General features: G+C 46.7%; 24 protein-coding genes. 19 read left to right on the forward strand and 5 right to left on the reverse strand.

The genetic code is table 11. The features are described from left to right. Position 1 precedes the first annotated feature (1 nt). From fliR to mltG, 7 genes are read left to right on the forward strand one after another with little or no spacing between them, the layout of a single operon-like run. A complete protein-coding gene (fliR, locus tag BREVNS_RS07635; protein WP_483426423.1) occupies positions 2 to 796 on the forward strand; it encodes a flagellar biosynthetic protein FliR in 795 nt (264 codons plus the stop codon). Then, positions 793 to 1,941 (forward strand): flagellar biosynthesis protein FlhB, encoded by a 1,149-nt coding sequence (gene flhB, locus BREVNS_RS07640; protein ID WP_483426424.1) that lies wholly within the window; start codon positions 793 to 795, stop codon positions 1,939 to 1,941. Before fliR ends, flhB begins: the two co-directional genes overlap by 4 nt. A gap of 9 nt (positions 1,942 to 1,950) precedes the next feature. Next, positions 1,951 to 4,026, forward strand: a complete 2,076-nt coding sequence (gene flhA, locus BREVNS_RS07645) for a flagellar biosynthesis protein FlhA (protein WP_483426425.1) — start codon at positions 1,951 to 1,953, stop codon at positions 4,024 to 4,026. A 55-nt stretch (positions 4,027 to 4,081) separates the two neighbouring features. Further along, entirely contained in the window at positions 4,082 to 5,401 is a 1,320-nt protein-coding gene (locus tag BREVNS_RS07650; protein ID WP_483426426.1) for a flagellar biosynthesis protein FlhF, read from the forward strand. 18 nt (positions 5,402 to 5,419) lie between these two features. Next, positions 5,420 to 6,313: a MinD/ParA family protein gene (locus tag BREVNS_RS07655; RefSeq protein WP_483426427.1), complete on the forward strand. Its 894-nt coding sequence runs from the start codon at positions 5,420 to 5,422 to the stop codon at positions 6,311 to 6,313. Positions 6,314 to 6,327: 14 nt separating this feature from the next. Beyond that, positions 6,328 to 7,056 carry a 23S rRNA (guanosine(2251)-2'-O)-methyltransferase RlmB gene (rlmB, locus tag BREVNS_RS07660; protein ID WP_483426428.1) on the forward strand — a complete coding sequence of 243 codons (729 nt, stop codon included), beginning with the start codon at positions 6,328 to 6,330 and terminating at the stop codon, positions 7,054 to 7,056. Then, on the forward strand, positions 7,053 to 8,042 hold the full coding sequence (gene mltG / locus BREVNS_RS07665; RefSeq protein ID WP_483426429.1) for an endolytic transglycosylase MltG: 990 nt from the start codon (positions 7,053 to 7,055) through the stop codon (positions 8,040 to 8,042). Before rlmB ends, mltG begins: the two co-directional genes overlap by 4 nt. A 4-nt stretch (positions 8,043 to 8,046) precedes the next feature. Here the strand turns inward: mltG and hprK are convergent, their stop codons facing one another. Genes hprK through whiG form a run of 3 tightly spaced genes read right to left on the reverse strand, consistent with a single transcriptional unit; the run spans position 8,047 to position 10,173 of the window. Beyond that, positions 8,047 to 9,012 (reverse strand): HPr(Ser) kinase/phosphatase, encoded by a 966-nt coding sequence (hprK, locus tag BREVNS_RS07670; protein ID WP_483426430.1) that lies wholly within the window; start codon positions 9,010 to 9,012, stop codon positions 8,047 to 8,049. Positions 9,013 to 9,018: 6 nt separating this feature from the next. After that, positions 9,019 to 9,342 carry a ribosome hibernation-promoting factor, HPF/YfiA family gene (gene hpf / locus BREVNS_RS07675; protein ID WP_483426431.1) on the reverse strand — a complete coding sequence of 108 codons (324 nt, stop codon included), beginning with the start codon at positions 9,340 to 9,342 and terminating at the stop codon, positions 9,019 to 9,021. A gap of 30 nt (positions 9,343 to 9,372) precedes the next feature. Beyond that, the gene (gene whiG, locus BREVNS_RS07680; RefSeq protein ID WP_483426432.1) at positions 9,373 to 10,173 is read right to left on the reverse strand and encodes an RNA polymerase sigma factor WhiG; all 801 of its coding nucleotides are present in this window, start codon (positions 10,171 to 10,173) and stop codon (positions 9,373 to 9,375) included. A 1,117-nt stretch (positions 10,174 to 11,290) separates the two neighbouring features. On the opposite strand from whiG, the gene BREVNS_RS07685 reads away from it, so the two are divergent. From BREVNS_RS07685 to mnmL, 11 genes are all read left to right on the forward strand, one after another. After that, a complete protein-coding gene (locus tag BREVNS_RS07685; protein WP_483426433.1) occupies positions 11,291 to 13,861 on the forward strand; it encodes an alpha-amylase family glycosyl hydrolase in 2,571 nt (856 codons plus the stop codon). A gap of 112 nt (positions 13,862 to 13,973) precedes the next feature. Next, a complete protein-coding gene (locus BREVNS_RS07690; RefSeq protein WP_483426434.1) occupies positions 13,974 to 14,489 on the forward strand; it encodes a heme NO-binding domain-containing protein in 516 nt (171 codons plus the stop codon). 1 nt (position 14,490) lies between these two features. Continuing rightward, complete coding sequence (locus BREVNS_RS07695; RefSeq protein ID WP_483426435.1) at positions 14,491 to 15,819, forward strand: ComEC/Rec2 family competence protein; 1,329 nt, start codon at positions 14,491 to 14,493, stop codon at positions 15,817 to 15,819. 159 nt (positions 15,820 to 15,978) lie between these two features. Next, a complete protein-coding gene (locus BREVNS_RS07700; RefSeq protein WP_483426436.1) occupies positions 15,979 to 17,247 on the forward strand; it encodes a phosphoglycerate kinase in 1,269 nt (422 codons plus the stop codon). A 16-nt stretch (positions 17,248 to 17,263) separates the two neighbouring features. After that, positions 17,264 to 18,016, forward strand: a complete 753-nt coding sequence (gene tpiA, locus BREVNS_RS07705) for a triose-phosphate isomerase (protein ID WP_483426437.1) — start codon at positions 17,264 to 17,266, stop codon at positions 18,014 to 18,016. A gap of 101 nt (positions 18,017 to 18,117) precedes the next feature. Further along, positions 18,118 to 18,684: an OmpA family protein gene (locus BREVNS_RS07710; RefSeq protein WP_483426438.1), complete on the forward strand. Its 567-nt coding sequence runs from the start codon at positions 18,118 to 18,120 to the stop codon at positions 18,682 to 18,684. Between the two features lie 177 nt (positions 18,685 to 18,861). Then, a complete protein-coding gene (locus BREVNS_RS07715; protein ID WP_483426439.1) occupies positions 18,862 to 20,067 on the forward strand; it encodes an ISNCY family transposase in 1,206 nt (401 codons plus the stop codon). A gap of 97 nt (positions 20,068 to 20,164) precedes the next feature. After that, entirely contained in the window at positions 20,165 to 20,374 is a 210-nt protein-coding gene (locus BREVNS_RS07720; RefSeq protein WP_483426440.1) for a hypothetical protein, read from the forward strand. 42 nt (positions 20,375 to 20,416) lie between these two features. Then, the gene (locus BREVNS_RS07725; protein WP_483426441.1) at positions 20,417 to 22,399 is read left to right on the forward strand and encodes a hypothetical protein; all 1,983 of its coding nucleotides are present in this window, start codon (positions 20,417 to 20,419) and stop codon (positions 22,397 to 22,399) included. A gap of 2 nt (positions 22,400 to 22,401) precedes the next feature. Next, entirely contained in the window at positions 22,402 to 23,004 is a 603-nt protein-coding gene (locus BREVNS_RS07730; protein ID WP_483426442.1) for an O-methyltransferase, read from the forward strand. Beyond that, positions 23,001 to 23,915 carry a tRNA modification radical SAM protein MnmL/YtqA gene (mnmL, locus tag BREVNS_RS07735; RefSeq protein WP_483426443.1) on the forward strand — a complete coding sequence of 305 codons (915 nt, stop codon included), beginning with the start codon at positions 23,001 to 23,003 and terminating at the stop codon, positions 23,913 to 23,915. Before BREVNS_RS07730 ends, mnmL begins: the two co-directional genes overlap by 4 nt. 29 nt (positions 23,916 to 23,944) lie before the next feature. On the opposite strand, the gene BREVNS_RS07740 is transcribed toward mnmL, so the two are convergent. Next, positions 23,945 to 24,256 carry a J domain-containing protein gene (locus BREVNS_RS07740; RefSeq protein ID WP_483426444.1) on the reverse strand — a complete coding sequence of 104 codons (312 nt, stop codon included), beginning with the start codon at positions 24,254 to 24,256 and terminating at the stop codon, positions 23,945 to 23,947. A gap of 1 nt (position 24,257) precedes the next feature. After that, positions 24,258 to 24,518 carry a Trp family transcriptional regulator gene (locus BREVNS_RS07745; RefSeq protein WP_483426445.1) on the reverse strand — a complete coding sequence of 87 codons (261 nt, stop codon included), beginning with the start codon at positions 24,516 to 24,518 and terminating at the stop codon, positions 24,258 to 24,260. A gap of 136 nt (positions 24,519 to 24,654) precedes the next feature. Between BREVNS_RS07745 and aspS the strand changes: the two genes are divergently transcribed. After that, positions 24,655 to 26,445, forward strand: coding sequence for an aspartate--tRNA ligase (aspS, locus tag BREVNS_RS07750; protein WP_483426446.1), 1,791 nt, complete (start codon positions 24,655 to 24,657; stop codon positions 26,443 to 26,445). Positions 26,446 to 26,454: the final 9 nt, after the last annotated feature.

Here is a 26,454-nt window from a genome sequence, read left to right on the forward strand (position 1 = left end):
GATGCTCTACGAGGCGTTTTATCGGTATTTTGAGGTCTTCATCGTGGTTTTTGTGAGGATGATGGGAATGTTCACCGGTGCCCCGTTTTTCTCCGGCCAGGCTCTCCCCATGCGGGCTAAATTGTCGTTTGCCTTTTTTGTGAGTCTTGCTCTTGTGCCACTGGTGGTGGGGTACAACGTCCCTCAGCCGCAGGGTTTTGTGGAACTTGGGGCGGATATGGTGGTGAATTTTCTCATTGGCTTTGGGATAGGGAGTTTTGTGTATTTTTGTGTGTCTGCCTTTCAGAATTCGGCGCATATGTTCAGTATGCAGATGGGCATGGGTATCAATGAAGTCTATGATCCGATGTCAGAACAGCAGACGCCATCGTTTGGTAATGTACTGGGGATTTTGATTCTTCTTCTTTTTTTGCGGGTGGATGGACATATCTATTTGATCCAGGTGATAGCGGAGAGTTTTCGAGGGTTCTGGAAGCTGGATCTTTCCTCGCTCAATGTGTTTGTGAAGAGTCTCACGGCGGGTATTCGTGTGCTCTTTGATGTGGGGATGCGGATAGCCTTTCCGGTGATAGGGGTTTCGCTTCTCCTGGATATTGCGGTGGCGATGATAGGGCGTGTGGCTCCCCAGTTCAATGTGATGATCATGGGGTTTCATGTGAAGCTCATTGTGGGGTTTGTGGTGCTCTGGGTGTTTCTCCCTGTGCTGGTCAATGTGGGTGATGCTCTCGTGTCCCAGGTCTTAGGTGATGTTCGGGCTATGGTGAGAATGCTTCAGCGGGTAGGGGGTGCGTCATGACCACACGAGAGTGGCTTTTGTCCCTGTATCCGGAACTTGCTGAAATCACCTTTGATCTTCAGCTTTTTGCCGCTGAGGATGAGGGGCGTACCGAGGAACCTACTGAGTACAAGAAGCGCAAGGCAAGGGAAGAGGGCCAGATCCCTCGTTCTCAGGAGCTCACGGCGATTATTGTGTTTTTGCTTGTTTTCTGGGCGGTGAGTCTCATGGCAGGGTATCTCTGGTATCTTATGCGATCCATCTTTCGTTTTTATCTTGAGAATATTCTCACCCTTTCGGCAACGTCCAACAATCTTTCGGCTCTCTATGTGAATATGCTCTGGGTGGTAGCCCAGGTGCTTCTCCCTGTGTTTTTTGTGGCGGTGGTGGCCGCCGTGATAGGCAACGCGATTCAGGGTGGTTTTGTCTTTACCACCAAGCGAATACAGTTCAATTTTGCCAAAATCTGGGGCAATATTGGCAAGAATTTTGCCAGGATGTTCTGGTCAACAGAGACGCTTTTCAATCTCGCCAAGTCTTTGGTGAAACTCGTGGGGGTTTTTGCGGTGGCATTTCTTTTTTTGATGAATCGGTTTGGAGAGCTTCTTTTGACCAGTCGTCGGTCGCTTCCTGAATCGGTAGAATTTCTTGCGGTTTTTCTCTTTCAGTTTGTGAGTACGGTGGGGATACTTTTGCTTATCTTTGCCCTTGTGGACTATGCTTTTCAGCGATGGAATTTCATCCAATCTCTCAAAATGACCAAACAGGAAATCAAAGAAGAATTCAAAGAGATGGAAGGAAATCCTGAAATCAAGGCCAAGATCCGTGAAATGCAGAGGCGGTTTATCAGTCAGAATCTGGCCCGGGAAGTACCCAAGGCGGATGTGGTGATTACCAACCCGACGCATATTGCGGTGGCTCTCAAGTATGATCCACACTATATGAATGCCCCTGTGGTGATTGCCAAGGGAGAGGGACCTATTGCTGAACGCATCAAGGCTCTTGCGAAAGAACATGATATTTATGTCATAGAAAATAAGCCTTTGGCCCGTTCTCTCTATCAGATGGTGGATGTGGGAGAGGAAATCCCACCAGAGTTCTTTGAAGCGGTGGCACGTATTCTCTCGATTGTGTATCAGGCCAAGGGCAAGGGTGTGGTGGCCTAAGGAGGAACCATGGCAAACGACAGACAGAACCTTCTTTTTTCTCTTTTGGACGAGTTTCCCATGGCGATTGCGGTGGTGGTGATTGTGCTCATGATGGTGATTCCTTTGCCTGCGTGGATACTTGATGTCATGCTTGCGTTGAACCTTGCCATAAGCTTGATGATTATCCTGAGTACGCTGTCTATTCGAAAACCAGCGGACTTTCATACCTTTCCGACGCTTATTCTTCTCACCACGATTTTTGGGCTTGGACTGAATGTATCGTCCACAAGGCTCATCCTGAGTCAGGGAGTGGGATTTCAGGGCAAGATTATTCGGGCGTTTGGTGAGTTTGTGGTGGGAGGAAACTACTGGATTGGGATTACCATCTTTATCGTGCTCTTAGCCATTCAGTTTCTTGTGATTACCAAGGGTGCGAGTCGTGTGTCGGAAGTGGCCGCACGGTTTACGCTCGATGCGATGCCAGCCAAACAGCTGTCGATCGATAGCGATCTCAATGCGGGACTCATCACCGAAGAGGAGGCGAGGAAGCGGCGAGAGGAGGTGCGTCAGGAAGCAGACTTCTATGGAGCCATGGATGGTTCTTCCAAGTTTGTCTCTGGAAACGTCAAGGTGGCCCTTGTGATTACCCTTGTGGATATTATCATGGGTATTGTGATTGGGACAGTGGTTCGTGGGGAAGATATTGCCACAGCCGCTCAGACATATACGCTTCTCACTATTGGTGATGGTCTGGTGTCTCAGATTCCTGCGCTTTTGATTTCCACAGCCACAGGTATCATTGTCACCCGATCAGCCTCTCAGGAGCGTTTTGGTCGAAACGTGGTGAAGCAGATTGCTTCCACAGCCTCTATTCTCTACATCACGGGAGGGGTGCTTGGGGTGATGGCTTTTCTGCCCGGGTTTCCTACGTTCATCATGCTTCTGGTCGGTGGGGGACTTGTGGCCCTTGGGTATATGATGCAGTCTGCGCAAACCCAGGAAGAGGTCAAAAAACAGCAGGAAACCAAGACAAAGCAAACCGCAGAGCAAACAACGACGGTGGAGGATATTGTCAAGGTTGATCCCATGAATCTTGAGATAGGGTACAACCTTATTCCCCTGGTGGATAAACAACAAGGAGGAGACCTTCTTGACCGTATTCGCATGATTCGCAAGCGGATTGGGCTTGATCTTGGTGTGCTTGTACCCCCTATTCGTATTGTGGACAACGTAGCCCTTGATGCCTCGGAGTATGTGATCAAGATACGGGGGATAGATATTGCCCGGGGCAAGGTGTATCCCAGTAAGTTTTTAGCCATGAATGCCCGTCTTGATCTTGATGCGATCGATGGTATCAGTGTGAAAGAGCCTGCTTTTGGTTTGCCAGCCAAATGGATCTCCGCGGAGGAGAGGGTCAAAGCAGAATCGATGGGATTCTCTGTTTATGATGCGCCGGCAGTGATCGCCACTCATCTCACAGAGGTAATCAAGCGGAATGCGGCTTCTCTTCTCACCCGTCAGGATACCCAGGCCATGCTCGACGCTATCCGCAAGGAGTATCCTGTGGTGGTTGATGAGGCTCTCAAGCATATGAGTGTGGGGGATATTCAAAAGGTTTTGCAGGGGCTTCTTCGTGAGGGGGTTCGTATTCGCAATATGGTGACGATCTTAGAAACCCTTTCTGATTATGGGGCCACGACCAAGAATATTGATACGTTAGTGGAATATGTGCGTCAGGCCCTTGGAAAGCAGATAGTGGGCAATTATGTGGATGAGAAGAATACCCTGAAGGCCGTGATGATCGATCCTGAACTGGAGGAGATTCTTCAGGATTCGATTTATGAACAACAGAATGCTACCTATGCCAACCTTGATCCAGAGATTATGAACCACTTTGTTCAGGAGGCATCTCAGATTATTGAGAATGCTATCCAGAATGGTTATTCTCCTGTGATTCTCTGCTCCCAACGGGTACGACGTTTGGTGAGAGAGATGATAGAACGAATGTTTCCTTCGGTGGGAGTGCTCTCCTACTCCGAGGTGCCGGTGGATGTCTCTGTGGATCAGATAGGGATGATTAGCGCCCCGAGGGTAATGTCATGAGTTGCATAAATGATAAAACTGTGATATAATAGAAGGAGTGAGAAGGGAGGGTACTATGGAATATCGTAATTACGAGGGCCGCACACGGAAAGAAGCGATTGACAGGATGTTTGCTGAAGCGATCCGTGAGAACCGCCTCAATGAGACGCAGCTTTTGCGTGTGACCAGCAAAGAGGTGAGACGCTGGTTTGGCCTCAAAAAAGATGTCGTATGGGTGGCGGTGGCTTCCATCCAGACGAAAGCCCCCCGAAAGACAGTAGCCACCTGTCGTGATGAGATGCCCCTTTTCTCCCAGGCCTCCTCTTCTCCAGAACCGGTGATGGCAGCGGCTTCTCCAAAGCAGGCCAAAAATGCCGTCAAAGAACAGGCCCTTCAGGTGATTGCTGAAAAATCCGCTACCGTTATGAAGAATGTTTCGGTTTCAAGTGCTGAGAGCGAACTGGTTAGCAAGGTCAACAAACTTGAAATGGAGATTTCCTCTCTTCAGAACTTTATCAAACAGGAACTCTCCTGTATTCGAGAGGGCCTTGTGAATCATCATCTCAGTGAAGAGTACGAGAAAGAAAACGAAATTGTGCGGGATGCAGAGATAGCCAAGAACCACCTGCTCTGGATAGAGGATTTTCTTGGTGAGAGAGATTTTGATGCCAAGGTGATAGCCGATATTCTTGAGTACTTAAAAACCCTGAAGACAGAGGTTCTTATTGACAAGAATCAGATCCTTTTAGAGGTGAAACGCTTTCTTCTTTCTCATCTCAAGAGTCAGCCTATTTCTCTTGAGAACTATCCGTATGGAAACAATATTCTCTTTGTAGGTCCAACAGGGGTTGGTAAGACGGTAACGCTTGTCAAATTGGCGGCTCACTTAGCTGCTATGCGGCAGAAGAAGATGAGGTTTATCTCTATTGACCGTTACAAGGTGGGGGCGGATCCTCAGCTGGCCAAGTATGCGGAGATTCTCCGTTCACCCTTCTATGAGATCAAGACAAGAGAGGACTTTTTCAAATTGATCAAACAAAATGATGGATCCCATTTCACGTTTATTGACACAGCGGGAAAAAGTCCCAGGGATACCATTCCTTTGAAGGAACTTTCTGAGTGGCTTTCTCAGTGTGATGTACCTTTTGATATTCACTTGGTGGTTTCGGCCACTACAAAACCAAGGGATTTAGCCTTTGTGGTGGAGAACTACTCGTGTTTGAACTTCAGGCATGTGCTTGCCACAAAGTTGGATGAAACGGTGTGCTATGGTTCACTTCTTTCGATGCTCTATCGCTATCAGCTTCCGCTTTCGTTTATCACCAATGGGCAGGAAGTCCCACAGGATTTTGAGATAGCGAATATCGAAAACTTGGTGAATCAGGCTTTGAAATAAGCGAAGAGAGGGAAGAGTATGTCAACGACAATGGAAAAGGGAATTTTAGGTCCAGATCAGGCTGAAGGTCTCCGCCGGATGATGGGCACCTTTGCCAATCATGATACAAAGATTATTGCTATTACTTCTGGTAAGGGTGGAGTAGGCAAAAGTAGTATTTCTCTCAACTTGGGTATTCATTTGGCCAAGATGAAAGAGTCGCCCAAAAAGGTGATTGTGATGGACGCTGATCTTGGTCTGGCGAACATCAATGTGCTGATGGGAATTATCCCCAAGTATAATCTCATGCATGTGATCAAAGGTCAAAAGAAGATCTCTGAGATTATCTACAAGACCGAATATGGGCTTGATATCATTGCTGGGGCCAATGGGTTTTCGCAGCTTGCCAATCTCAAGGATGAGGAGAAGCAGAACCTGATTCAGGCTATTCGAGAGATAAGCTATGCGGATTATATTATCATTGATACTTCGGCTGGTATCTCGAGTAATGTGATCAGTTTTCTTTTGGCGGCGCATGAGATTATTGTGGTGGCTACCCCGGAACCGACATCGATTACCGATGCATATGGGGTGATCAAGGCCATCGTTTCCGAAACGGACAATGCCAATATCAAACTTCTCATGAACCGGGTGTCTTCTCCGGCTGAGGCCAACAAGGTTTCTCAGAGAATTATTCAGATATGTGGACAGTTCTTGAATGTCAAGGTGGAGAGTTTGGGGTTTGTTTTTGAGGATCCTGTGGTGCCGGTGGCGGTGAAAAAACAGATTCCTTTTGCCTTTCTTGCTCCAAATGCCCCGGTGAATCTCTGTCTCAATCATATCGCGAAGCGACTCTTGAACCTTCAGGTTTCTGATGAGGACAAGGGGTGGTTCAAGTTTCTCAATGCTTTCTTCAAGCGAATGCCCGCCTGAACGAAGGGGTGTGTGTGTTTGTCTATGGAAGAAACTCTGTGGAAGAGGCGCTCTCTGAACGTCTTTCTATCCAGCGTCTTGTGGTAGAAGCTTCGAAGAAGGGGAAGTATGCCACGCTTGTGGCTCAGGCACGGCAGAAAGGGATAGTTGTCGAGTTTCTTTCAGAGAGGGAAATCAGCCGGCTTGCCGGCACACAAAAGCATCAGGGTATAGCGGCAGAGATAGCGCTTCCCCCTACCGTCTATGAAGAAGAAGAGAGATTTTCTGACTGGGAGAAAGCAAGGGTGATTCTCATGCTTGATGGTCTTACCGACACGGGAAATGTGGGGGCAATTCTGCGTTCTGCTCTTCTTTTTGGTGTGGATGTGGTGGTTTTGCCAGAGGATCATAGTGCCCGCATAACCCCTCAGGTGATTCGGGCTTCAGCGGGGGCGTTATATCGTCTCCCTGTGGTGTATGTCCGAAATATTGTCCGCACGACCGAGAGGCTGAAGGAGATGGGGTTTCGTGTCTATGGGCTGGATATGCATGGAGAACGTATTCTCGGGGGGGTGGATTTCGTCTTTCCTGTGTGTCTTGTGGTAGGCTCAGAGGACAAGGGTATGCGTCGAATGATGCGACGGGCCTGTGATGATATGGTGCGTATTCCCACAACCGGCAAACTGGACAGTCTCAATGCTTCGGTAGCGACAGCGGTGTGTTTGTGGGAAGTGTATAAACATCGCTATGGAGGGCAGGTATGAAGAGAGTGTGTGCAAGTTTTCTTTTGGTGGGGCTTGTGTTTTTTGTCTTGGGGTGCGCCCGGGATGTGACTCTCAATACAGAGCCACTTTTGTTTGAGGTTCAGAAGGGGGAAAGTCTCAACCGAATAGCCAATCGTCTTTCTCAACATCGGATTATCCGGGATCCTGTTCGTTTCAAGGTGAGAGCAAAAATTCAGGGATACGACAAAAAACTTCAGGCAGGTACGTATCAGATTTTGCCTGGAGAATCAATCGATGATCTCATCAAAAAAATGGGAACAGGTCAGGTTTATGCGAGAAAGATGACCATTCTCGAGGGATGGAATATCTATGATATTGCGGCTTATTTAGTGAGGGAGAAGTTTATCACGAGCGAGACAGATTTCCTTGAGGCATGCAAGAGGGTGGATCTTGTGGCTGATTTAGGGGTGAAGGGAGTGAAAAACCTTGAGGGGTTTTTGTTTCCAGAGACCTATAGCGTCTCGCTTGATATGACGGTACATGATATTGTCAGGATGATGGTGAATCAATTCAAACGGGTGGTGACCCCTGAGATGAGAGAGGCTTTGACCTCTCATGGGCTTTCTTTTCTTCAGGCAGTGACGTTGGCCAGTATTGTGGAGAAGGAGACGAGTGTCGAATACGAGAAACCCATTGTGGCAGGGGTGTTTTATAATCGTCTTCGGATACGGATGAAACTCCAGACGGATCCTACCTTGATCTATATCCGCCAGATGGAAGGTACCTGGGATGGCAATATTCGCAAGCGGGATTTTACCAATACCTCGCCGTATAATACCTATATGTACTATGGGCTTCCCCCTGGACCGATTGCCAACCCGGGAAAAACAGCCCTCCTCGCTGTGGCTTATCCTGCTCAGACGGAGTACCTCTATTTTGTCTCCAAGAATGATGGGACGCATTATTTCTCTTCGACGCTTCAGGAACACAATCAGGCAGTCCAGCGGTATCAGATGAGGAGGTAGAGAGTTACTTCTTCAATAGTCCTAACAGCTTTTGATCCAACTCTTCGGCAGAGTTTCTCCCGAGACGGCGCATGATCTCCCGGTAGGCAGCAATTTCTATGAGAAGGGGGATATTTCTCCCGCTGGAAACGGGGATGGTGCGTTTTGGAACGTCCACGTCCAATATTTTTTCAAAACGATCGTCAAGCCCGAGTCTATCATATTGATAGCGGCTATCCCACTCATGAAGTTCTACGATCAGTCCCACATGTTCACTTTTTTGAATGCGGCCTTCTCCATAGTACTGGGAAAGATTGATGATACCTACTCCACGGATCTCAAGAAAAGCCCCTAAGTGAAGAGAAGATTCACCGATGAGTTCATAACCTTCAGCCTTGCTGAGACGCCGGATGCGGACCAAGTCATCGGCAATGAACTTGTGACCTCTATCGACAAGCCCTAAGGAGACCTCACTCTTTCCAATACCACTTTTGCCCACGATGAGAACGCCTATCCCATAGACAGAGACGAGATTGCCATGGATGTTGATGGACGGGGCAAAATAATCCGTGAGAAAACTGGTAATCATGGGGATGAATTGTTTGGTTGGGAGTTTGGTGCGGAGCAGAGGAACCTGATAATGATGACAGACATTTTTTAAGGATTCTGGTGGCGTTTGTCCGTGAGTGATCACCACCGCAGGGATCTTGTAATGAAAGAGTTTCTCTAAATTTTTCGTGTCATTCTGGGCTTCCATTTTTTTGATATAGGCCATTTCTCCCTTGCCCATGATGAGGATACGTCCCCCTTCAAAACACTCAAAAAAGCCGGCCAGGGGAAGCCCTGGCCGATCGATTTCTTCGCTGGTAATAGCCTGTTGAAGGGTTTCTGGTGCAGAAAGAAGTTCCAGTTTCAGAGCAAGATTCTGTTCTTCGTTCAGACGAAGAAGTTCTTCTACCGTGAGGACACGAGAGACGTGGTGAGTATCCATAGAAGGTTATTCCTCAGGGAGTTCTTTGTGGTTGGACTTGTGGTGTTCTTTGACTTTTTTTTCTTTGTAGCGCTTGATTTCTTTCTCAATCTTGTCCGTCACACTATCACAGGCGGCTTCCCAGGTGGGTTGAGTATCGGAGGCAAAGAAACTATCGTGATTTGCCATCACCTTGATTTCCAAGGAAATTCGCCCCCGCGATTCTTCCGCAATAACCTTGATATTGAGGATATGGTCATAGAAAAATTTGAATTTTTGCATCCTTTTTTCTAAGTATTGTTTTTGCTCATCGGTAAGTTCAAGCCCTTTGAGGGTATACGCAACAACCATAATCGTCCTCCTTATGATGTATTGTGAGGTTTATTTTGAGAAACCTTCTTTGATCTGGGCAAGTTTACTTCGCAGAATGTGGATGGCCTTGGTATGAAGCTGGGAAACACGAGATTCAGTCACATTGAGAATGGTTCCAATCTCTTTGAGAGTCAGACTTTCATAATAGTAAAGAATAAGGACCTGTTGTTCTCTTTCGGGGAGTTCCATGAGTGCCTTGGCAATCATCTTTTTGATTTCCTGTTTTTCGGCTACCACATCAGGGTTATAAGCGTCCGAACTTTCGAGTGTTTCTTCGATAGAGGTGGGGGCATTGTCGGAACCGTCGTTAATATACCAGCTTTCGTCCATAGAAACAAGGTTATTGCCACTCACCCGCAGTAAAAGATTATGAAAATCTTCAAGACTCATATCCATGGCTTTGGCAATCTCTTCATCTGTGGGGGGACGGCCTAATTTCCCTTCGAGCTCAGCGATGGTTCGTTCGATCTCTTTGGATTTTTGACGAACAGAACGAGGAAGCCAGTCAATAGCCCGAAGTTGATCAAAGATGGCCCCTCGAATACGGGTGACCGCATAGGTTTTGAATTTGATCTCTCGATGAGGATCAAACTTGTCAATGGCGTCAATGAGTCCTAAGATTCCATAACTCACTAAATCATTGTATTCCACTGAACTTGGAACATTCATGGCAACACGACCGGCAACATATTTCACCAGTGGGGCATACTTCTCGATAAAATAGTTGCGTATCTGTTCATCGCGGGTCTGAAGGTATTGCTCCCAGAGTTCTTCTTCTGAGAGGCTTTCGAACTTCTCGTATCCCTTCATTGATGAAACGATCCTCTTTCTTCAAATTTTTGCCCGGCTTTTTTCGATTTAATTATAAAGCCTTTCGTTCTTTTTTACAAGTATTTTTTTGAAAAAATGCAATTTTTCTTATGCTTGCAGTGTCGTTCCACATCCAGACAGAACGGTTATCTTTACCCAAAAACTCAATACTCCTTCAACCATCTTTTCTCTTTCAGTTTTGGGCTCTTTTTGCTGCCCCTCTTCCTTTTTCCAGGAAGCACTCCCGCGCGGGACAAAAGCGCGTTGTCCTCGTCGCATGCTACGAATGCGCCTCGGACGGATGGTGGGCCGCTTTTGCGGGTAAAGAAAAACTTCTTCCTTTTTCAGGGAAAGTCCTTCCTCCGTGGGCGACATTGCCTCGTCCTTGAGACTTCGGCAACCACAACTCATCCTACTGAACCTTGCCCCCAACTTTATAAACTTTACAAACTTTCAACTTTCAACTGATACGCACCCTCACTCCGGAAGGACTTCCCCCTTACGAAAGAGCACACGACCGCAAAAGCGGCCCGGTGGGGTACAGAAAAAAAGGGGTAAAAGAACAAAGCTTTCTCTCACCAGCCTGCGGGGCTTCTTTTCCAGCAGGGGCTTTTGCCTATTGCACCACGGCAAAGGCGATGGCTATTACCCTGTTTCAGCAAAGTCCCTTCGTTTAGCTGAAATATGGTAAGAGCCAAACCATCATAAAAGGGCTCTTGTTTGTTTTTTCTTTTGTTTCTCTGTATCATAAATAGAGATCCCTGCACGGGTGCTTTCTTACCCTTTCTGGGTCAGGGGCTACGCCCCTCTTCCCCGCTTTTTCTGTTTACAAGGGCCTATTTGTCTTTTTTTATTCAAAAAAGTAGAATTATTTATTATGATAAGGAATATTTTTATACTATTTTTATTTTTTTATTACTTTTTTGAGACCTTTGCACGGGTGTTTTTCCCCTGTCTGGGTTAGGAGCAAAGTTCTTAAGTGAGGCATGGGAAAAATAAGCGAGATAGAGCCTTATTGAGTATGAGGTATGATACAAAATATAAAGAACGCGAAGTATTGACTATTTTTTTTTCCGTGGTATAATATACCCGAAGTATTTTTGGTAGGAGGAAGGTCATGAAAAGAAGTGTGTTGTGGATAGTGAGTATTCTTCTTGTTGGGCTTGTCCTTGGATGTGGGGGTGGAGCGAAAACCACATCCTCAACCAAGGCTTCGTCCACCCAAGCAGAGAGCGAGTACACCTTTACGCAGAAGGTGGCTGCGGCGTATCGTCAAACGGATAGTCGTATTGACATCAAGATGAAGTATGACGATGCCAAGAGTTATGCCTATACCCTTGAGGTGTGGGATTATGAAACCAAGACCCCTGTCAAGGTGGTAGAAAAACAACCAGGAAAGAAGAAGGGTGAATATGTGCTCACCACAGATCCCCTTGCTTCTGACAAGAACTATGTGGTGGCGGTGATCTCTGATACCAAAGAGGGCAAAGCCACCAATACCTTTGAGATTCAGCCCGGCGACGAATGGCTCAATCGGTACTACTCAGACAAGCCACTTGGTTGTATTTTGTCTGGCAATTCAGCCACCTTCCGTGTCTTTGCTCCTCGGGCGACACGAGTGGTGCTTGCGCTCTTTGATCAGCCTTATGAAGGACCAGCAGAGGCTGAGAAGCAACCAGGTGAGAAGCAGGTAGAGATGAAGCGTGATGCCAATGGTGTATGGGAGGTTACCCTCCAGGGAAATTATCTTGGCAAATTCTATGGCTATCGAGTATGGGGGCCAGCTGGAGATACAGAGGATTTCAATCCCAAGGTGATTGTAGCCGATCCTTATTCCAAGGCATTGGCCACCAAACAGGTTTCTCCGCAGCATCATCTTACGGTGATTGTGGATCCTTCTACCTATCGTTGGCAGTCGAAGCAGGCTTATATGCCCTACAAGCAGCATGAGCTTATCGTCTATGAGATGCATGTTCGGGATATGACCATGCTCTCCAAGAATGTGACCAAGAAGGGAACCTATGAGGGGCTTGTGGAAGATGGCAAAGAGGGTGGACTGGCTCATCTCAAGGAACTTGGGGTGAATGCGGTGGAACTTCTCCCCACACAGGAATTCAATGAGATTGAAGCCCCCTATATGGTGAGATCCCCCGGCATTGTGTACAATAACTGGAATGTGTACGGACGCAACCACTGGGGATATATGACAAGCTGTTATTTTGCTCCAGAGGCTTTCTATTTTGAGGGAGAGGTTCGACCCGGCAAGTGGATTGGAACCAGTGGCGGTCAGGTGTATGCCTTCAAGGCCATGGTGGATGCTTTCCACAGGAATGGCATTGCCGTTCTGATGGATGTGGTGTATAACCATGTTTCCCAGTATGATAGGAATGCCCTCAAGTATATAGACAAAAAGTATTATTTCTTTATGAATGAACTTGGCACCTATGATGCGCGTTCTGGATGTGGAAACGACTACAAGTCTGATAGGCCCATGTCCAGTCGGCTGATTGTGGATAGCACAACCTACTGGGTACAGGAATACCGGGTTGATGGCTATCGTTTTGACCTTGGAACGATCATTGACTGGAAGACCTATGAGGCTTTGGTACCTGCGGTGAAAAAGATCAACCCCAATGCCTATTTCACAGCTGAACCCTGGATGGGTGGTCGTGGTGAACCTCGTGATGGTGGTGGGTATGCACTGAATGACAATAACAACGGCTTTGATAAGAGGGGAGTAGGAGCCTGGAATGACAAGTTCCGCAACCTTGTTCGTGGTGGAGCTAATGCTTCCTATGGCTCAACGGCTGGACTTGTGTTCGGTAATGCTCCTGTAGCTGAACTGAAAAAAGCCGTGCAGGGATATCCAACCCTCTTCAAATATGTTGGCAATTCTTTCAATTATATTGAGTCTCACGATAACAACACCTTTGGCGATTTCCTCAGACTTGGCAACAGGGATATGAAAAAGGATACCGCTCTTGATGTCTATACCGATGGCAAGTTTGATGTTCAGAAGTATCTTGCCCTCTGTAAGCTCACAGAGAAGCAGCTCAAGCAGGCAAAACTTGGGGCGCTTTTCCTCTTTACGGTTCCCGGGGCTCTCATGATGCATGAGGGACAGGAGTTTGCTCGTATGAAGGTCGTTGTTCCTCCCACAGTGAAGGATGTTTTCCCTGAAAATACAGGGAACTGGATAAAGAATGAAAAGGGTGAGTGGGTCAATGCTGCAGATGGAAATAAAAAGTGGTCAAGTAAGCCGCGTCCCTGGGTGATCGACCATGATAGTTATGAGAAGGACAATGAAGCCAACTGGATTGTCTGGGAACTCAAGAAAGTGAATGCTGATCTCTATGCCTACTATCAGGGACTTATCAAGATGCGAAAAACCTATCCTGCCTTCAGCGCTGGGGCTGGTTCTCAGGTGAAGTTTATTGATGCCCTCGGTGAAGATGGGAAGTCCACGCTCTCTTCTGCCCTTGGGTATATCTATCCTGCAGAGGTTACCAAGGACAAATACACCTTTGTGGTGCTGATTAACGGGAACTTTGGCAAGAAGGCTTCCTTTACCCTGCCTGAAGGGGAATGGAACGTGATGGTTGACGGCCAGTCTGCTTCCGTTCAGGGCAAAAAGGTAAGTGGTACCGTGGTTCTCGATGAGATGACGGGAATGGTTCTCTACAGATAAGAGATCAAAAGAAAGAGGGTGCTGTGTGCACCCTCTTTTATTTTTTTGAAAAATATTGCGTTTTTTGTGAGATATCTTACAATATAGGCATCTCAAAAAGTGAGGGGGTTGTATGAAAATCCTGCTTCTCAAAGCGTTGAAAAGCTGGATTCTCTCCAAATATGGAGAGACAGCCTGGAAAAATGTGGCCACAGCGGCTGGGATTGGTGTGCAGGAATTCAACAATCAGGACTACCATATCAATACGGATAGGCTTCAGCGTTTTTTGTCCATTATTCATGAGATTTTAGATATTAGTGAGATAGACTTCAAAAATGGTTTTGTGACCTATTGGCTTACTGATTTTTCGCCACTTCTCTATCAAACGTATCTCCAGAAGTGTCATAGTTCCAAAGAATTACTTATTAACATCATCAATACCAATAACATGCTTTGTGAGGTGTTACCCAATTCTCTCATCTCTCGTATTGATGTACGGGAGACATCAACGCATTCGCTTTCTCTTGTCTATGCTCATGAGAAGGCGCTGGTAGATATTATTGCTATTCTACGAAGTGCGGCCAAGGTGTACAACGATCAATTCTCTGTGCGCAAGATAAACCAGAATAGCACAGAAATCCGTTTTTGAGATGGCGGTTGCCAGTCTTGTTTTTGTCGTTGGTTTTTTCTTTGGGCTCTATGGGAGTTGGATGGATTGGGTAGGGTGTGCCTTTTTGTATGGGATGGTGCTTGGTTTTCGTCGGTGGGTCCTCTGGGGGTGTTTGGTGGCGGGTCTTGCTTTTGGCTTCTGGAAAGTCTCACAGAGAGAGGAATATGTCTCTGGATATACAGAACGGACGCTTGTTGTTATGTCTCATCCTGTCCTTTCTCCTGATGGGGTGTATATGCATAGATCGGGAGAGTTGGTCTTTTTTTCTTCTACGCCATGGTTTTTGGGTGATACCGTCGCCATTCGGGGAAAGATTCGTCTCACAAAGACAGGGGCTTCTCTCTATCCTTCTGAGATTGTCCTTGTGAAACGCCGGGATGTCCTTGCCTCTTTCAGCCGGATATTTTTCTTCTGGCAGGAAAGGATAGAAAGGCATATATCCCCTTCGTCTTTTCGATCTCTGGTCTTTGCCCTTGTGCTTGGTAACAGACTTTTTTTGGATTATGGGACAAAGCGGGAGTTTCAATTGAGCGGGCTTTTTCATCTTCTGGCGATTTCCGGGCTTCATTTAGCTTTGATAGCGGGGGCTCTTCAGGGACTTTTGGGATGTTTTCTTTCTCAGAAAAGGGCGTGGGTTCTTTCTACTTTGCTTCTGTCTTTGTACACCCTTGTGGTGGGTGCGCCGGCCTCGTTAGTGAGGGCCACGCTTTTCTTGTGGGGGTATGTTCTTCTCTGGGATGTGAGGACGCCTCTTTTTTGGTTAGACTGGGTGTTTTTTGTAGCCGGGCTATGTTGTGTCTTTCTTCCTCTTTCCTGGTTAGGAACTAGCTTTTTGCTCAGTTTTCTTGCGGTTGTGGGTATTCTTCTTTTTGCCGAACCACTTTCTCTTCTTTTTCAAAAGTTCTGGCCTTTTGGAGGTCTTGCGGGGGTGACACTATCGGCGAATGTGATGACCTTTCCTCTTCTGGTCATGACGTTTGGAGAGATGACGATTTTGTCTTTTGTTGCCAATCTGGTGATTGTTCCCCTTTTTCCCTTTGTTCTTGGGGGATGTTTTGTGGCCGCGATATGGGTGATCTTTGGCCCTGTTTCCACCTGGTTTTTGGTCTTTCTTGAGAAGGCCTGGGGTATGGTGGCAATGCTTATTCACTTTTTTTCCCTCGGAGGGAGTTTTTCTCTCTCTTTTTCTCCTCGTTTGGTGGGCTGGTGGTATGGTTTTTTAGGGACTCTTCTTCTCTTTCGAATGCTTGGTTTTCAAAAGGTCTGGGAAAGAGACACTTCTTCTCAAAAAGCTCCACTCGGGAGTTAATGTGGCTTTTCCTTGAGATGAAAAAAGAGAAGGGGCTATCCAATTTTCTTAGATAATATACCACACGCGCACTTTGTTGTGGCTTCTACTTGTTTTTTTTCGTTTTTCTCTCTACAATAAAATCCACTTTTTGAAGAGAAACAAAGAAAGGAGGATAGTATGGCTATCTCAAAGAAAACCGTGAGAGATATCGATCTCAAAGGTAAGCGCGTGGTAATGCGTGTGGATTTTAATGTACCGATGAAGGATGGGGTGATCCAGGATGACACCCGTATCCGGGCGGCTCTTCCGACGATTGAGTATGTTCTGAAACAAGGGGCAAAGAGTCTGGTTCTCATGTCTCACTTAGGAGATCCCAAAAAGGATATGCAAAAAGCAAAAGAGAAAGCAGAGAAGGAAGGAAAGCCTTTTGATGAAAAGAAATACATCGAAGGCAAGCATAAAATGGCTCCTGTAGCCGCTCATCTTGCCAAACTCCTTGGCAAGGAGGTGAAGCTTGCTCCCTCCTGTATGGGACCTGAGGTAAAGGCGATGGTAGATAGTCTTCCAGAGGGTGGCATTCTCATGCTCGAAAACACCCGTTTTCATCCTGAAGAAACCTCAAAGGATGCGGCTGAAAGGGAAAAGATGGCAAAAGAGCTTGCTTCTTATGGGGATGTGTATGTGAATGATGCCTTTGGTACCGCTCACCGGGCTCATGCCTCTACGACCGATGTGGCCAAGTTTCTTCCTGCTGTGGCCGGTTTTCTGATGGAAAAGGAACTTGAGTTTCTTGAGGAAAAAGTGGTCAAAAACCCAGCCAAACCCTTTGTGGCTATTGTAGGTGGAGCAAAAGTCTCCTCGAAAATAGCGGTGCTTGAGAGTCTTCTGAACAAGGTGGATCGTCTTATCATTGGTGGCGGGATGGCCTATACCTTCCTCAAGAGTCAGGGAATGGAGGTAGGGGCATCGCTTGTTGAGGATGATATGCTAGAGACAGCCAAGGAAATCCTCAAGAAGGCCCAGGAGAAGGGTGTGCAGATTCTTTTACCCCTTGATAATGTGGTAACCCAGGAGTTTTCCCCTGAAGCGGCATACAAGGTAGTGGAGCGTGGACAGATTGAACCTGGCTGGATGGGTATGGATATTGGACCGAAGAGTATTGAGGCTTTCAAAGAGGCTCTCAAAGGGGCAAAGACGGTTTTCTGGAATGGGCCTCTTGGGGTGTTTGAATTCCCCAATTTTGCCAAGGGAACCATTGCGATTGCAGAGGCTTTGGCAGAGCTTCCCGGGTGCATTACGGTGATTGGTGGGGGAGATTCTGTGTCTGCGGTGAACAAAGCCGGTGTAGCTGACAAGATGTCTCATATTTCGACTGGTGGTGGGGCTTCGCTGGAACTCGTAGAGGGCAAGGTACTTCCCGGCGTGGCTGCCCTGATGGATAAATAAAGACAAGGAGAAAAGGATGCGGAGACCATTTATTGCTGGAAACTGGAAGATGTACAAAACCCCTACTGAAGCGAAAGCCTTTGCCCGTGAGTTGAAAAATGCCCTTGCTGATGTGAAGGACAGGGATATTCTTGTGGGGGTTTCTTTTGTCAATATTGCGGGAGTGGTGGAGGAACTCAAGGGTTCCAATATCTGGGTGGCGGCTCAGAATATGTACTATGAGAAAGAAGGCGCCTTTACCGGTGAGGTTTCTCCTGTACAGCTCAAGGAGGCAGGGGTGACGCATGTAATTCTTGGACACTCTGAGAGACGTCATATCTTTGGTGAAACCGATGAGATGATTAACAAAAAAGTAAAGGCGGCGCTGGAGAATGGGCTTTTGCCAATTCTCTGTATTGGGGAGCTTCTTGAGGAAAGGGAAAAAGGCCAGACAGAAGCAGTCTGTAAACGTCAGGTGGTGGAGGCTTACAAGGGTCTTTCCAGAGAAGAGGCTCTCAAGGTGACCATCGCCTATGAACCTGTCTGGGCTATTGGAACTGGCAAGACTGCCACTCCTGAGGATGCCAATCAGGTTCATGCTTATGTACGCAAAGTGTTAGCAGAGTTGTATGATGCTGAAGTGGCGGAGAAGACCAGAATTCAGTATGGTGGCTCTGTGAAACCAGAAAATATTGATGCGCTTATGGCCCAGGAGCATATTGATGGGGCGCTTGTGGGAGGGGCAAGTCTCAAGCTTGATTCCTTTACACGAATTGTGAGATTTCAATAGGTGTTTTTTCTGCCCCTCTTTCTGAGGGGCAGAAAATATAGTTGACAATGAGAGTTGAAAATAGTTATAATACTGTATAAACGTGCATAAGAAGAGGCAAAATGCGTTGGATATTGAAGGTGGTGGCTATACTTGCGATTTTCTGGGTGGCAGGATGTGGTGGTAAGCCTGCAGCCAAGCCAGAATCTACCCCGGTGACGGCTCAACCCGAGCAAAAACCAGTTGTTGTCGAAGAGAAGAAGGAAGAACCCAAAGCCCCTGTGGAAACACCCGAGCAGATAGTGGTTCGCCTCAATCAAGAGATTGGTACAATTCCTATGCTTGGATTTGGGTATCGCTCTACTACTCTTCAGGCCTCGGCTGTCTCTAACTGGATGAAGAAGGCATTGCCTCTCATCAAGAAGACCCTTGAGACCATGCCCGAGGGATATGTGCTTGAGATCAGAGGACATGCTACCCCTCCTGACCCTGCCAAGAAGGGAGAGAGAGTTCCTACAGTGGTTATCTCTCGCCAGAGAGCTGAGTATGTCTATGGGCTTCTCCGCAAACAGGGGCTGGATCTTTCCCGTGTGGTGGTGAATGGGGTAGGAGAATCTGAACCCTTGTATCCCAATGATCCTACCAATCCTGAGAACCGGCGGGTGACTTTCCACGTGAGGAAAAAGTAAACGAAATCTGGTATATAAAGAGAGGTCTCTCCCTTTAGGGGGAGATTCTCTCTTTTTTCTTTATGAAGAACAATTTTGAGAGTTTTTACTGTTAAAACTCATTTAAAATGACGTGTTCTATCGCAATAGAAATGTCGCCTTTTTAAAATAAGGGTAACCACGAAGAAAGGGGTTACCATGAAAGAGGTGATACGTATGACGAAAAAGGCGATGGAAAGAGCGAAGGTGATGGAAATGATCAGGACGAAGAAAATCACCCAGAGAAAGGGTGCGGAGAAACTTGGCTTAAGCGTGAGACAGGTTCAGAGGATTTACAAGAAATACCTTGAAAAAGGTGATGAAGGGTTAAATCATGGGCTTTTAGGACGCCGTGGGAATAACAACAAGGACGAAATCAGGGAATTAGCTCTTGAACTTTACAGGAAAAACTATCAAGGGTGGGGTGCGGTGTTAGCAGCGGAAGAGATCGCAAGGGAAACGGGGGCCAAAATATGCCCTCAGACGCTCTATAGATGGCTTCGTGAAGAGGGATTGTGGGAAAGACGGAAAAAGACCCCGAAGCACCGTCTACGAAGGCCGAGAAAGGCTTCTTTTGGGGAAATGATTCAGATGGATGGAAGTATTCATGATTGGTTTGGGGATGGAAACAAATATTGTCTTACGAGCATGGTAGACGATGCGACGGGCAAAACCTTTGGTCTATTTGCGACAGGAGAAACCACGGAATTGTCGCTGCAATGCCTTTATGGATGGATATCACGCTATGGCATTCCAGAGTCGATATATACTGACAGGAGAAGTGTTTATTACACCAGGCGACAAAAAACCATAGAAGAAGAGTTTGAAGGGGAAGAAGCGCTTACGGAATTTGGAAAAGTGTGTAAAGAATTGGGAATTGAACTCATTTTTGCCAACTCACCGCAAGCGAAAGGGCGAATTGAACGCTCCAATGGAGTTCATCAAGACAGGCTTATTAAACTTCTCAAGCATAAGGGAATAAAGACGATAGAAGAAGCGAATAGGTATCTGGTAGAGGAGTACTGGGACAGACACAATGCCAAATACAACAAAGAACCTCTCTCAGAGGAAGACCATCATGTTCCCCTTCTGGAAGGGCAAAACCTCAAGGATATGGTATGTTTTTCTGTGAAGAGAAAGATATCAAGAGACTATGTGGTGAAACATAAGACGAGGTATTTTCAGCTTCCAAGACAAAAAAGTATAGCCTTGAAACCGGGGGACAGGGTAACCATCAAAACATGGTTAGATGGTTCTGTCCATATTTACAAGGAGAATGTGGAACTGGAGTACTACGAGATAAGCTCCACAGGGCACAAAATCTCCTCCACCCTCTCCCAGAAGACGACATTTCTATTGAGATAAATATGACGACATTTCTATTGAGTTGCGAGATTTTGAGAGTTTTTACTTGACATTTTTTCTAAATAGTGTATAATATACTAAGAGAGAAGGAGAGTTGATGAGTGGAGTCATGACTATGACAACACGGTATTTCGATCTTGAACGGCAGGTGAAGGATGTCATCCACGAGATAGAGGTGTACAAATGGATCGAGTCCGAGAAACGTGGCTATGACATTGGTCTGAGCCAGGCAACCCGTGAGTGGATCGAAAAGCACTACAATGATTGGTTCATGTACAATGTTCAGCGTTATATCCGTCATGAATAACGCCTAAAATCTCGTTCATTTTCCCATGTGAAGGGGGAACTCTTGAAAAAATTTTTTCTGGTTGTGAGTGTGGTCTTCCTGCTTTTAGTGGTAGCCGCAGTGGGAGGGGTTGTTTATTTGTATCTTCAGTGGCCTGCAGACAGGGTACTTGCCCTCGTGAATGAAGCTCTAACAAAAGAGTACCGTCTTCGAGTCGAGGTTTCTTCCGCAAGGATTGATTGGCTCAAGGGGGTTCAGCTTGAGAATCCCAAACTTATGGAAACCGGAGGAAAGGTTCTCCTTGAGGCAAAAGAGATAAGTGCCTACTACGACCTTGGGGCACTGATTCAGAGAACACTAAAATTTTCGAGGCTGTCCATTCGGGGTTTGTATGCCACCATCGAGGATATAGAGGGGGTGGTGAAAAGATTTCAGGCCTCATCGACGCAGAAAAAACCGTCTGAGGGATTTGGCTTTGTCATTCAGCAGATGGTCTTTGTAGATTCTCAGGTTGTGTACAAGAGTATTCCGCTCAATGTGAATGTGACCTGGAATTTAGGGTCTTTTACTTCCCCTGCTTCCTACAATGGGACTCTGGTGAGCATGTATGGGAAGGCTTCTTTTCAGGGCAAGGGAAAAACTATCCGTTTTCAAATAGAGGATATGGAGGTGGGGAGATTTTTCCAGGCTGGCAAGGATTTTCTTGTCAAAAGGGTGGGCGGCGAAGTGTATCTTCAGGGAAATCAATGGTTAGTGAAGGGGACGTCTCTTTCTCTTCTCTGGCAATCCAATCAGATCACCTCGTCTCGTTATCAGGTTCTTTATGATACCAAGAAGGAGAATTTTCTGCTTTCCGATACGATAGTTCGGTATAATACCAGTGAAGTGGCTATCTCCAATCTCTTTTATAATCCGAAACAAAAGCTTGCCTATGGGGTGGTGGAAAATCTGGTTCTCCGGGTTGGGGATGGGCTTCAAGGAGGTAGTGGAGCAGTTGAGGGGAAGGTGGTTTTTCGTTATGAGAATGGGGATCTTTCTCAACTGGATGGAAGACTTACGCTCAAGGATATTGGCTATGGACCTCTTCAAATAGAAGGGGCATTTGATATTGCAGGATTATCCCTCAATGGAGAAGCTACCCTTCGTTTTGGGAAGAATAGCTTTTGTCTTCGTTCTTTGCCTATCGGTCGGCAAGGGATGGCCCTTTCCTTGACTGCGGAGAGGTTTGATCTCTCGGATGCGTTGCGTCAAAAATGGCCTTCTTCGACAAAGAATACCACAGGAAGTGGGGAGGTTCAAGAAAAGGCGTCCCTATCCTGGCTTGATGTGATTGATGTTTTTCCTCTTGATGTGGAGGTAAATATCCCGCTGGTTCTCTATGAGAACCTTGAGATAGAGAATTTTCAGTTGCATCTTCTCCCTCGTGGCAAAGCGTTGGTGCTTGAGAATATTTCCTGTCAACTTTTGCGTGGTAGTGTGACAGGGAATGCTGTTTTAGCAGGGGATTTTCTTCGGGGGAGTATTCGACTTTCCGATATCAAGCTTCATGATCTCAATGAAACGATGCTTCGTGATGGGAAAACTGTCTATGGAACCTTGAAAGGTACCATAGACTATCAACTGCCTCTCACAAACCTTTTGGTAGGGTATATGGGTTTTTCTTTCAATGTGGATAAGCCGGAGTTTCGTGGGCTTGTGCTCCAGAACCAGATAAGTGAGGTGCTTTATAATCTTCCTCTGGAAAGGCTGAGTTTTGATACGTTTGTGGTAACGGGAGAGATGCGAGAGGGAACCGTATCCTTCAAAGACGTTCGTCTGGATAGTTATGATATTCAGGTTTCGGCTCCTACGCTTGTTTTCCTGGCCAAGAAAATGGTGAATTCCTCGATAACTCTTTCGGTTTCCAAAGACTATGTGGTGGGGCTTCCCAATGTGGCGCAACTCTTGGCTGCTGGCTATAGTGAAGGAAATCGGTTGGTTTTTCGTTTGAAGGTAACCAATACCATCGAGAAACCGAAGGTTGTCCTGCTTCCTGCCGGAAGATAGCCATGGATGAGAAAAGGCTTCTCTCTGATGTTCGCTTAGGATATACGGATGAGAACAGGATTCTCTATGAAAAAGCCCTTGAACAAAAGATTCCGGCGGTTCGTCCACAGTTCGGGCAATTTCTCAGTTTGCTTGTGAGTCTTGTTTCTCCCCGTTCTCTTCTTGAAATTGGCACAGGAAGCGGGTATTCGACACTCTGGCTTCTTCGCTATCTCCCGGAAGGGACAAGGATTATCACCATAGAACGGGACAAAAACCGCTATAGAGAGGCTCTTGCCCTTTTTTATCAGAAGCCGGTTGAGGTGGTGTACGGGGACGCTGAAGAGTTTTTGAAAAACTGTGGGGAAACGTTTGACATGGTCTTTTTAGATGCGGAAAAGAGAATGTATCCGCAACTTTTGCCCTTGATTACTGACCGTCTTTCTTGTGGGGGGCTTCTGGTGGTGGATAATCTTTTGGGGAAGCATCTTCATCAGGAGAGAGAAAATCCCCTGCCGGCGGAAAAGGCCCTTGAGGATTTTTATGAGGCGATGCTTTCTTCGTCTCATTATCGGGTGTTTGCTTTTTCGTGGGAAGATGGGATTTTGGTGGGGCAAAAGGTATGAGGTGGGATGGTCGGCCTTATCATGCTCTTAAGGGATATCTTCTCAAGCGGTTTGGTTTTCCTGTGAAAAGGATTGCCCTTGATGCAGGGTTTACCTGTCCCAATAGGGATGGGACCCTTTCCTATGGCGGTTGTGTGTATTGTGGGGAACATGGGGCAAGGGCTTCCTATGTGAATCCCCTTGTTTCTCCACGAGAGCAGCTTCTTTCACGGATCCATTTCTGGGAGAAGAGGGGATTTCAGGGGGGGTATATTGCCTATTTTCAGGCTTATACCAATACCTATGGGAGTCCTGAGTATTTAGCGGAGTTGTATAACTCGGTGCTTGTGCCTGGGGTGGTGGGGATTTTTATTGGAACAAGGCCGGATTGTTTGGGAAATGATGTGCTTGACGTTCTCTCTTCTGTGGCCAAAAAAATCTGGGTGACGGTAGAACTTGGCGTACAATCGACCTGTGAAGCCACGTTGCGTCTTGTCAATCGGGGGCATACCGTCGAGGCTTCGCGTGAGGCTCTTTCTCGATTGAGAGTATGTGGCGTGGATAGGCTTGTGCATGTGATTGGGGGGCTTCCCGGTGAAACAAAAGAGGTGTTTTTGAAGACGGTAGAAGATGTCCAGGAATGGGGGTGTGAGGCTATCAAATTTCATCATCTCTACGTGGAGACCAATACCCTCCTTGCGAAATGGTATCAGGAGGGACGAATTTCCCTTTTAGAGCGGGAGGAGTATATTCAGTGGTTGGCTGAAGCCCTCACTCGGCTTGATCCGGCTATTGTTGTCCACAGACTCTTTGGCGATTGTGAAGAGAAACGTCTTGTGGCTCCTCTCTGGACAAGAGAGAAGTCTCAGAATATACACCTGCTTGAGATGTACATGAAAGACCATGATCTTTGGCAGGGAAAATACAGGTAAAAAAAGGTTGTCTTCAGGAGAGAGTTTTTTTATTTTTTGGGCGGGTGGGGGTTGCCCCATACTCCATCAGAGGCAAACCTTTTCATCCAGAATTCACCGGGAACGATGTTCTCCAGTTCAGAGAGGGAGACGCGGTATTTTTTGATAGTATCAAAGAGCAAACGATAAGCCATAATGACTTGTTGGGTTTTTTCTTCACAAAAAACGGGAAGTTCATGGCAGTGGTCGGGATGGTAACGTTTGAGAAGCGATCTATAGGACTGTTGAAGTTCTTCAACGGAGAAGTTTTCGGGAAGTTCAAGGATAGCCGCCGCTTCGCGAAGAGAGGGAGGTTTTTGCATGTTAGCGTCCTTTCTTGAGAGCCTGAGCGCAAAAAGACGAGGGGTCTTTGAGAATCTTGGCTCCACGGGTGATTTTGCAGAGACTGATATGAAGTTCGGAAGCAACAGTTCGCTGAGATTTTCCTTCGGCGAGTCTCTTGAGAAGTTCCCAGCGCAGGGTGAGGTCTTTTTTCTCAGCTGGGGTGAGAATCTCAGACAGAAACTTGTGCATTGTCTCTGAATCGGTAATCTCGCAGAGGACCTGAATCAAATCCTTTTCCATGCTCTTATTGTATGGTGAAGAGAGCGTTTTTGTCAAGTGAAGAAAGTGAGGGCTTTCAAACTCTTGCAAAAAACTCCCTTTGGCTTTACAATAACATACTTCAAAAGGAAAGAAAAGAGAACGTACTGGAGGCTTTATGATTCGTCAGGATCAGCAACGCACTCATTTTTGCGGAGAGATTTGTGAGACCGCTTTAGTAAACAAGCGCGTGACCCTCACAGGATGGGTACAGAACTATCGAGACCATGGGGGTCTCATGTTTATTGACCTTCGAGATAGGAGTGGGATTGTCCAGCTTGTTTTTGATCCCCAGACCAACCCTGAGGCCCACGAGACGGCCAAGAAAGCCCGTCATGAGGATGTGATTTCTGTGAGCGGGGTAGTTCAGAATCGCTCGCCCGAGAATGTGAACCCCAAGCTCAAAACAGGGGCCTACGAAGTAAAGATAGATCGCATCGATTTTCTCAATCGTTCGAAAACCCCTCCTTTTCAGATGGATCAGGAGGATGTGAGTGAGGAGGTGAGGCTGAAGTACCGTTATCTTGATATTCGCCGCCCCGCTATGTATGATAACCTCTACAAACGACATAAGATTACCCAGACGGTTCGGCGGTTTTTGGATGAGCATGGCTTTTTAGAGGTTGAAACCCCTATTCTCAATAAGTCCACTCCCGAGGGAGCTCGAGATTTTCTTGTTCCTTCTCGTCTCTCCCATGGGAAGTTTTATGCCCTTCCGCAGTCTCCTCAGATCTTCAAACAGCTCCTCATGGTAGGGGGAATTGAGAGATACTACCAGATTGCCCGATGTTTTCGTGATGAGGACCTCAGGGCCGATCGCCAGCCAGAATTTACCCAGATTGATATCGAGATGTCCTTTGTTCGTCAGGAAGATATCATGAGCCTCATGGAGCAGATGGTGGCAAAGGTCCTTGAGGAAAATTATGGGATTAAGGTGAGTCTTCCCTTTCCTCAGATGACGTATCAGGAGGCTATGGAAAAATACGGCATTGATCGCCCTGATATTCGTTTTGGAATGGAACTTGTCGATGTGACAGAGGTGGTGAAGGAAAGTGAATTCAGTGTCTTTAGAAGTGTGGCAGAAAAGGGAGGGATGATCAAGTGTCTTCCTGTGCCCGATGGGGATAGGCTCTCCAGAAAAGACCTTGACGATCTCATTGCTTTTGTGGGTAAATATGGCGCCAAGGGTATGGCCTGGATGAGGGTCAAGGATGGAAAACTCGAGTCGAATATTGTGAAATATTTTTCTGAACCTATCCAGAAAAAGCTTTTAGAAGTAACAGGAGCAAAAGAAAACTACACCCTTCTCTTTGTGGGCGATATCAAGAAAAAGGTGGTTTATGATAGCATGGCTAACCTGCGTCTTCATCTTGGGGAGAGGTTTGGGCTTCGCAAGAAGGGAGAACTGAAGTTTCTCTGGGTGGTGGATTTTCCTCTCTTTGAATGGAATGAGGAAGAGAATCGCTATGATTCGGTACATCATCCCTTTACAGCACCGAAGCTTGAGGATATGTCCCTGTTAGACACGGATCCTCTCAAGGTCCGTTCTGATGCGTATGACCTTGTGCTCAATGGTATTGAACTTGGTGGAGGGTCCATCCGTATCCATGATATGCAGCTCCAGGCAAAGATCTTTGAACTTCTGAAGATTTCTCCGACTGAGGCCAGGGAGAAGTTTGGATTTCTTCTGGATGCGCTTGAGTTTGGAGCTCCGCCCCATGGGGGTCTTGCCTTTGGGCTTGACCGTATGGTGATGGAATTCCAGGGACTCTCCAATATTCGTGATGTGATTGCTTTCCCGAAAACACAGAAGGGGACGGATCTCATGTGTGATTCTCCTTCGGAGGTGACTCCGAAGCAGCTTGAGGAGTTGGGGATCAAGGTAGTGGAGTATAAAGCGAATAAATAAAAAGCAAAA

Source organism: Longinema margulisiae (genome assembly GCF_025266855.1).
Lineage (GTDB): Bacteria > Spirochaetota > Brevinematia > Brevinematales > Thermospiraceae > Thermospira.

Coding starts and splice junctions, on each gene's coding strand:
- fliR (WP_483426423.1), top strand. CDS start 2: ATGCTCTACGAGGCGTTTTATCGGTATTTTGAGGTCTTCATCGTGGTT.
- flhB (WP_483426424.1), top strand. CDS start 793: ATGACCACACGAGAGTGGCTTTTGTCCCTGTATCCGGAACTTGCTGAA.
- flhA (WP_483426425.1), top strand. CDS start 1,951: ATGGCAAACGACAGACAGAACCTTCTTTTTTCTCTTTTGGACGAGTTT.
- BREVNS_RS07650 (WP_483426426.1), top strand. CDS start 4,082: ATGGAATATCGTAATTACGAGGGCCGCACACGGAAAGAAGCGATTGAC.
- BREVNS_RS07655 (WP_483426427.1), top strand. CDS start 5,420: ATGTCAACGACAATGGAAAAGGGAATTTTAGGTCCAGATCAGGCTGAA.
- mltG (WP_483426429.1), top strand. CDS start 7,053: ATGAAGAGAGTGTGTGCAAGTTTTCTTTTGGTGGGGCTTGTGTTTTTT.
- hprK (WP_483426430.1), bottom strand. CDS start 9,012: ATGGATACTCACCACGTCTCTCGTGTCCTCACGGTAGAAGAACTTCTT.
- hpf (WP_483426431.1), bottom strand. CDS start 9,342: ATGGTTGTTGCGTATACCCTCAAAGGGCTTGAACTTACCGATGAGCAA.
- whiG (WP_483426432.1), bottom strand. CDS start 10,173: ATGAAGGGATACGAGAAGTTCGAAAGCCTCTCAGAAGAAGAACTCTGG.
- BREVNS_RS07685 (WP_483426433.1), top strand. CDS start 11,291: ATGAAAAGAAGTGTGTTGTGGATAGTGAGTATTCTTCTTGTTGGGCTT.
- BREVNS_RS07690 (WP_483426434.1), top strand. CDS start 13,974: ATGAAAATCCTGCTTCTCAAAGCGTTGAAAAGCTGGATTCTCTCCAAA.
- BREVNS_RS07695 (WP_483426435.1), top strand. CDS start 14,491: ATGGCGGTTGCCAGTCTTGTTTTTGTCGTTGGTTTTTTCTTTGGGCTC.
- BREVNS_RS07700 (WP_483426436.1), top strand. CDS start 15,979: ATGGCTATCTCAAAGAAAACCGTGAGAGATATCGATCTCAAAGGTAAG.
- tpiA (WP_483426437.1), top strand. CDS start 17,264: ATGCGGAGACCATTTATTGCTGGAAACTGGAAGATGTACAAAACCCCT.
- BREVNS_RS07710 (WP_483426438.1), top strand. CDS start 18,118: ATGCGTTGGATATTGAAGGTGGTGGCTATACTTGCGATTTTCTGGGTG.
- BREVNS_RS07715 (WP_483426439.1), top strand. CDS start 18,862: ATGAAAGAGGTGATACGTATGACGAAAAAGGCGATGGAAAGAGCGAAG.
- BREVNS_RS07720 (WP_483426440.1), top strand. CDS start 20,165: ATGAGTGGAGTCATGACTATGACAACACGGTATTTCGATCTTGAACGG.
- BREVNS_RS07730 (WP_483426442.1), top strand. CDS start 22,402: ATGGATGAGAAAAGGCTTCTCTCTGATGTTCGCTTAGGATATACGGAT.
- mnmL (WP_483426443.1), top strand. CDS start 23,001: ATGAGGTGGGATGGTCGGCCTTATCATGCTCTTAAGGGATATCTTCTC.
- BREVNS_RS07740 (WP_483426444.1), bottom strand. CDS start 24,256: ATGCAAAAACCTCCCTCTCTTCGCGAAGCGGCGGCTATCCTTGAACTT.
- BREVNS_RS07745 (WP_483426445.1), bottom strand. CDS start 24,518: ATGGAAAAGGATTTGATTCAGGTCCTCTGCGAGATTACCGATTCAGAG.
- aspS (WP_483426446.1), top strand. CDS start 24,655: ATGATTCGTCAGGATCAGCAACGCACTCATTTTTGCGGAGAGATTTGT.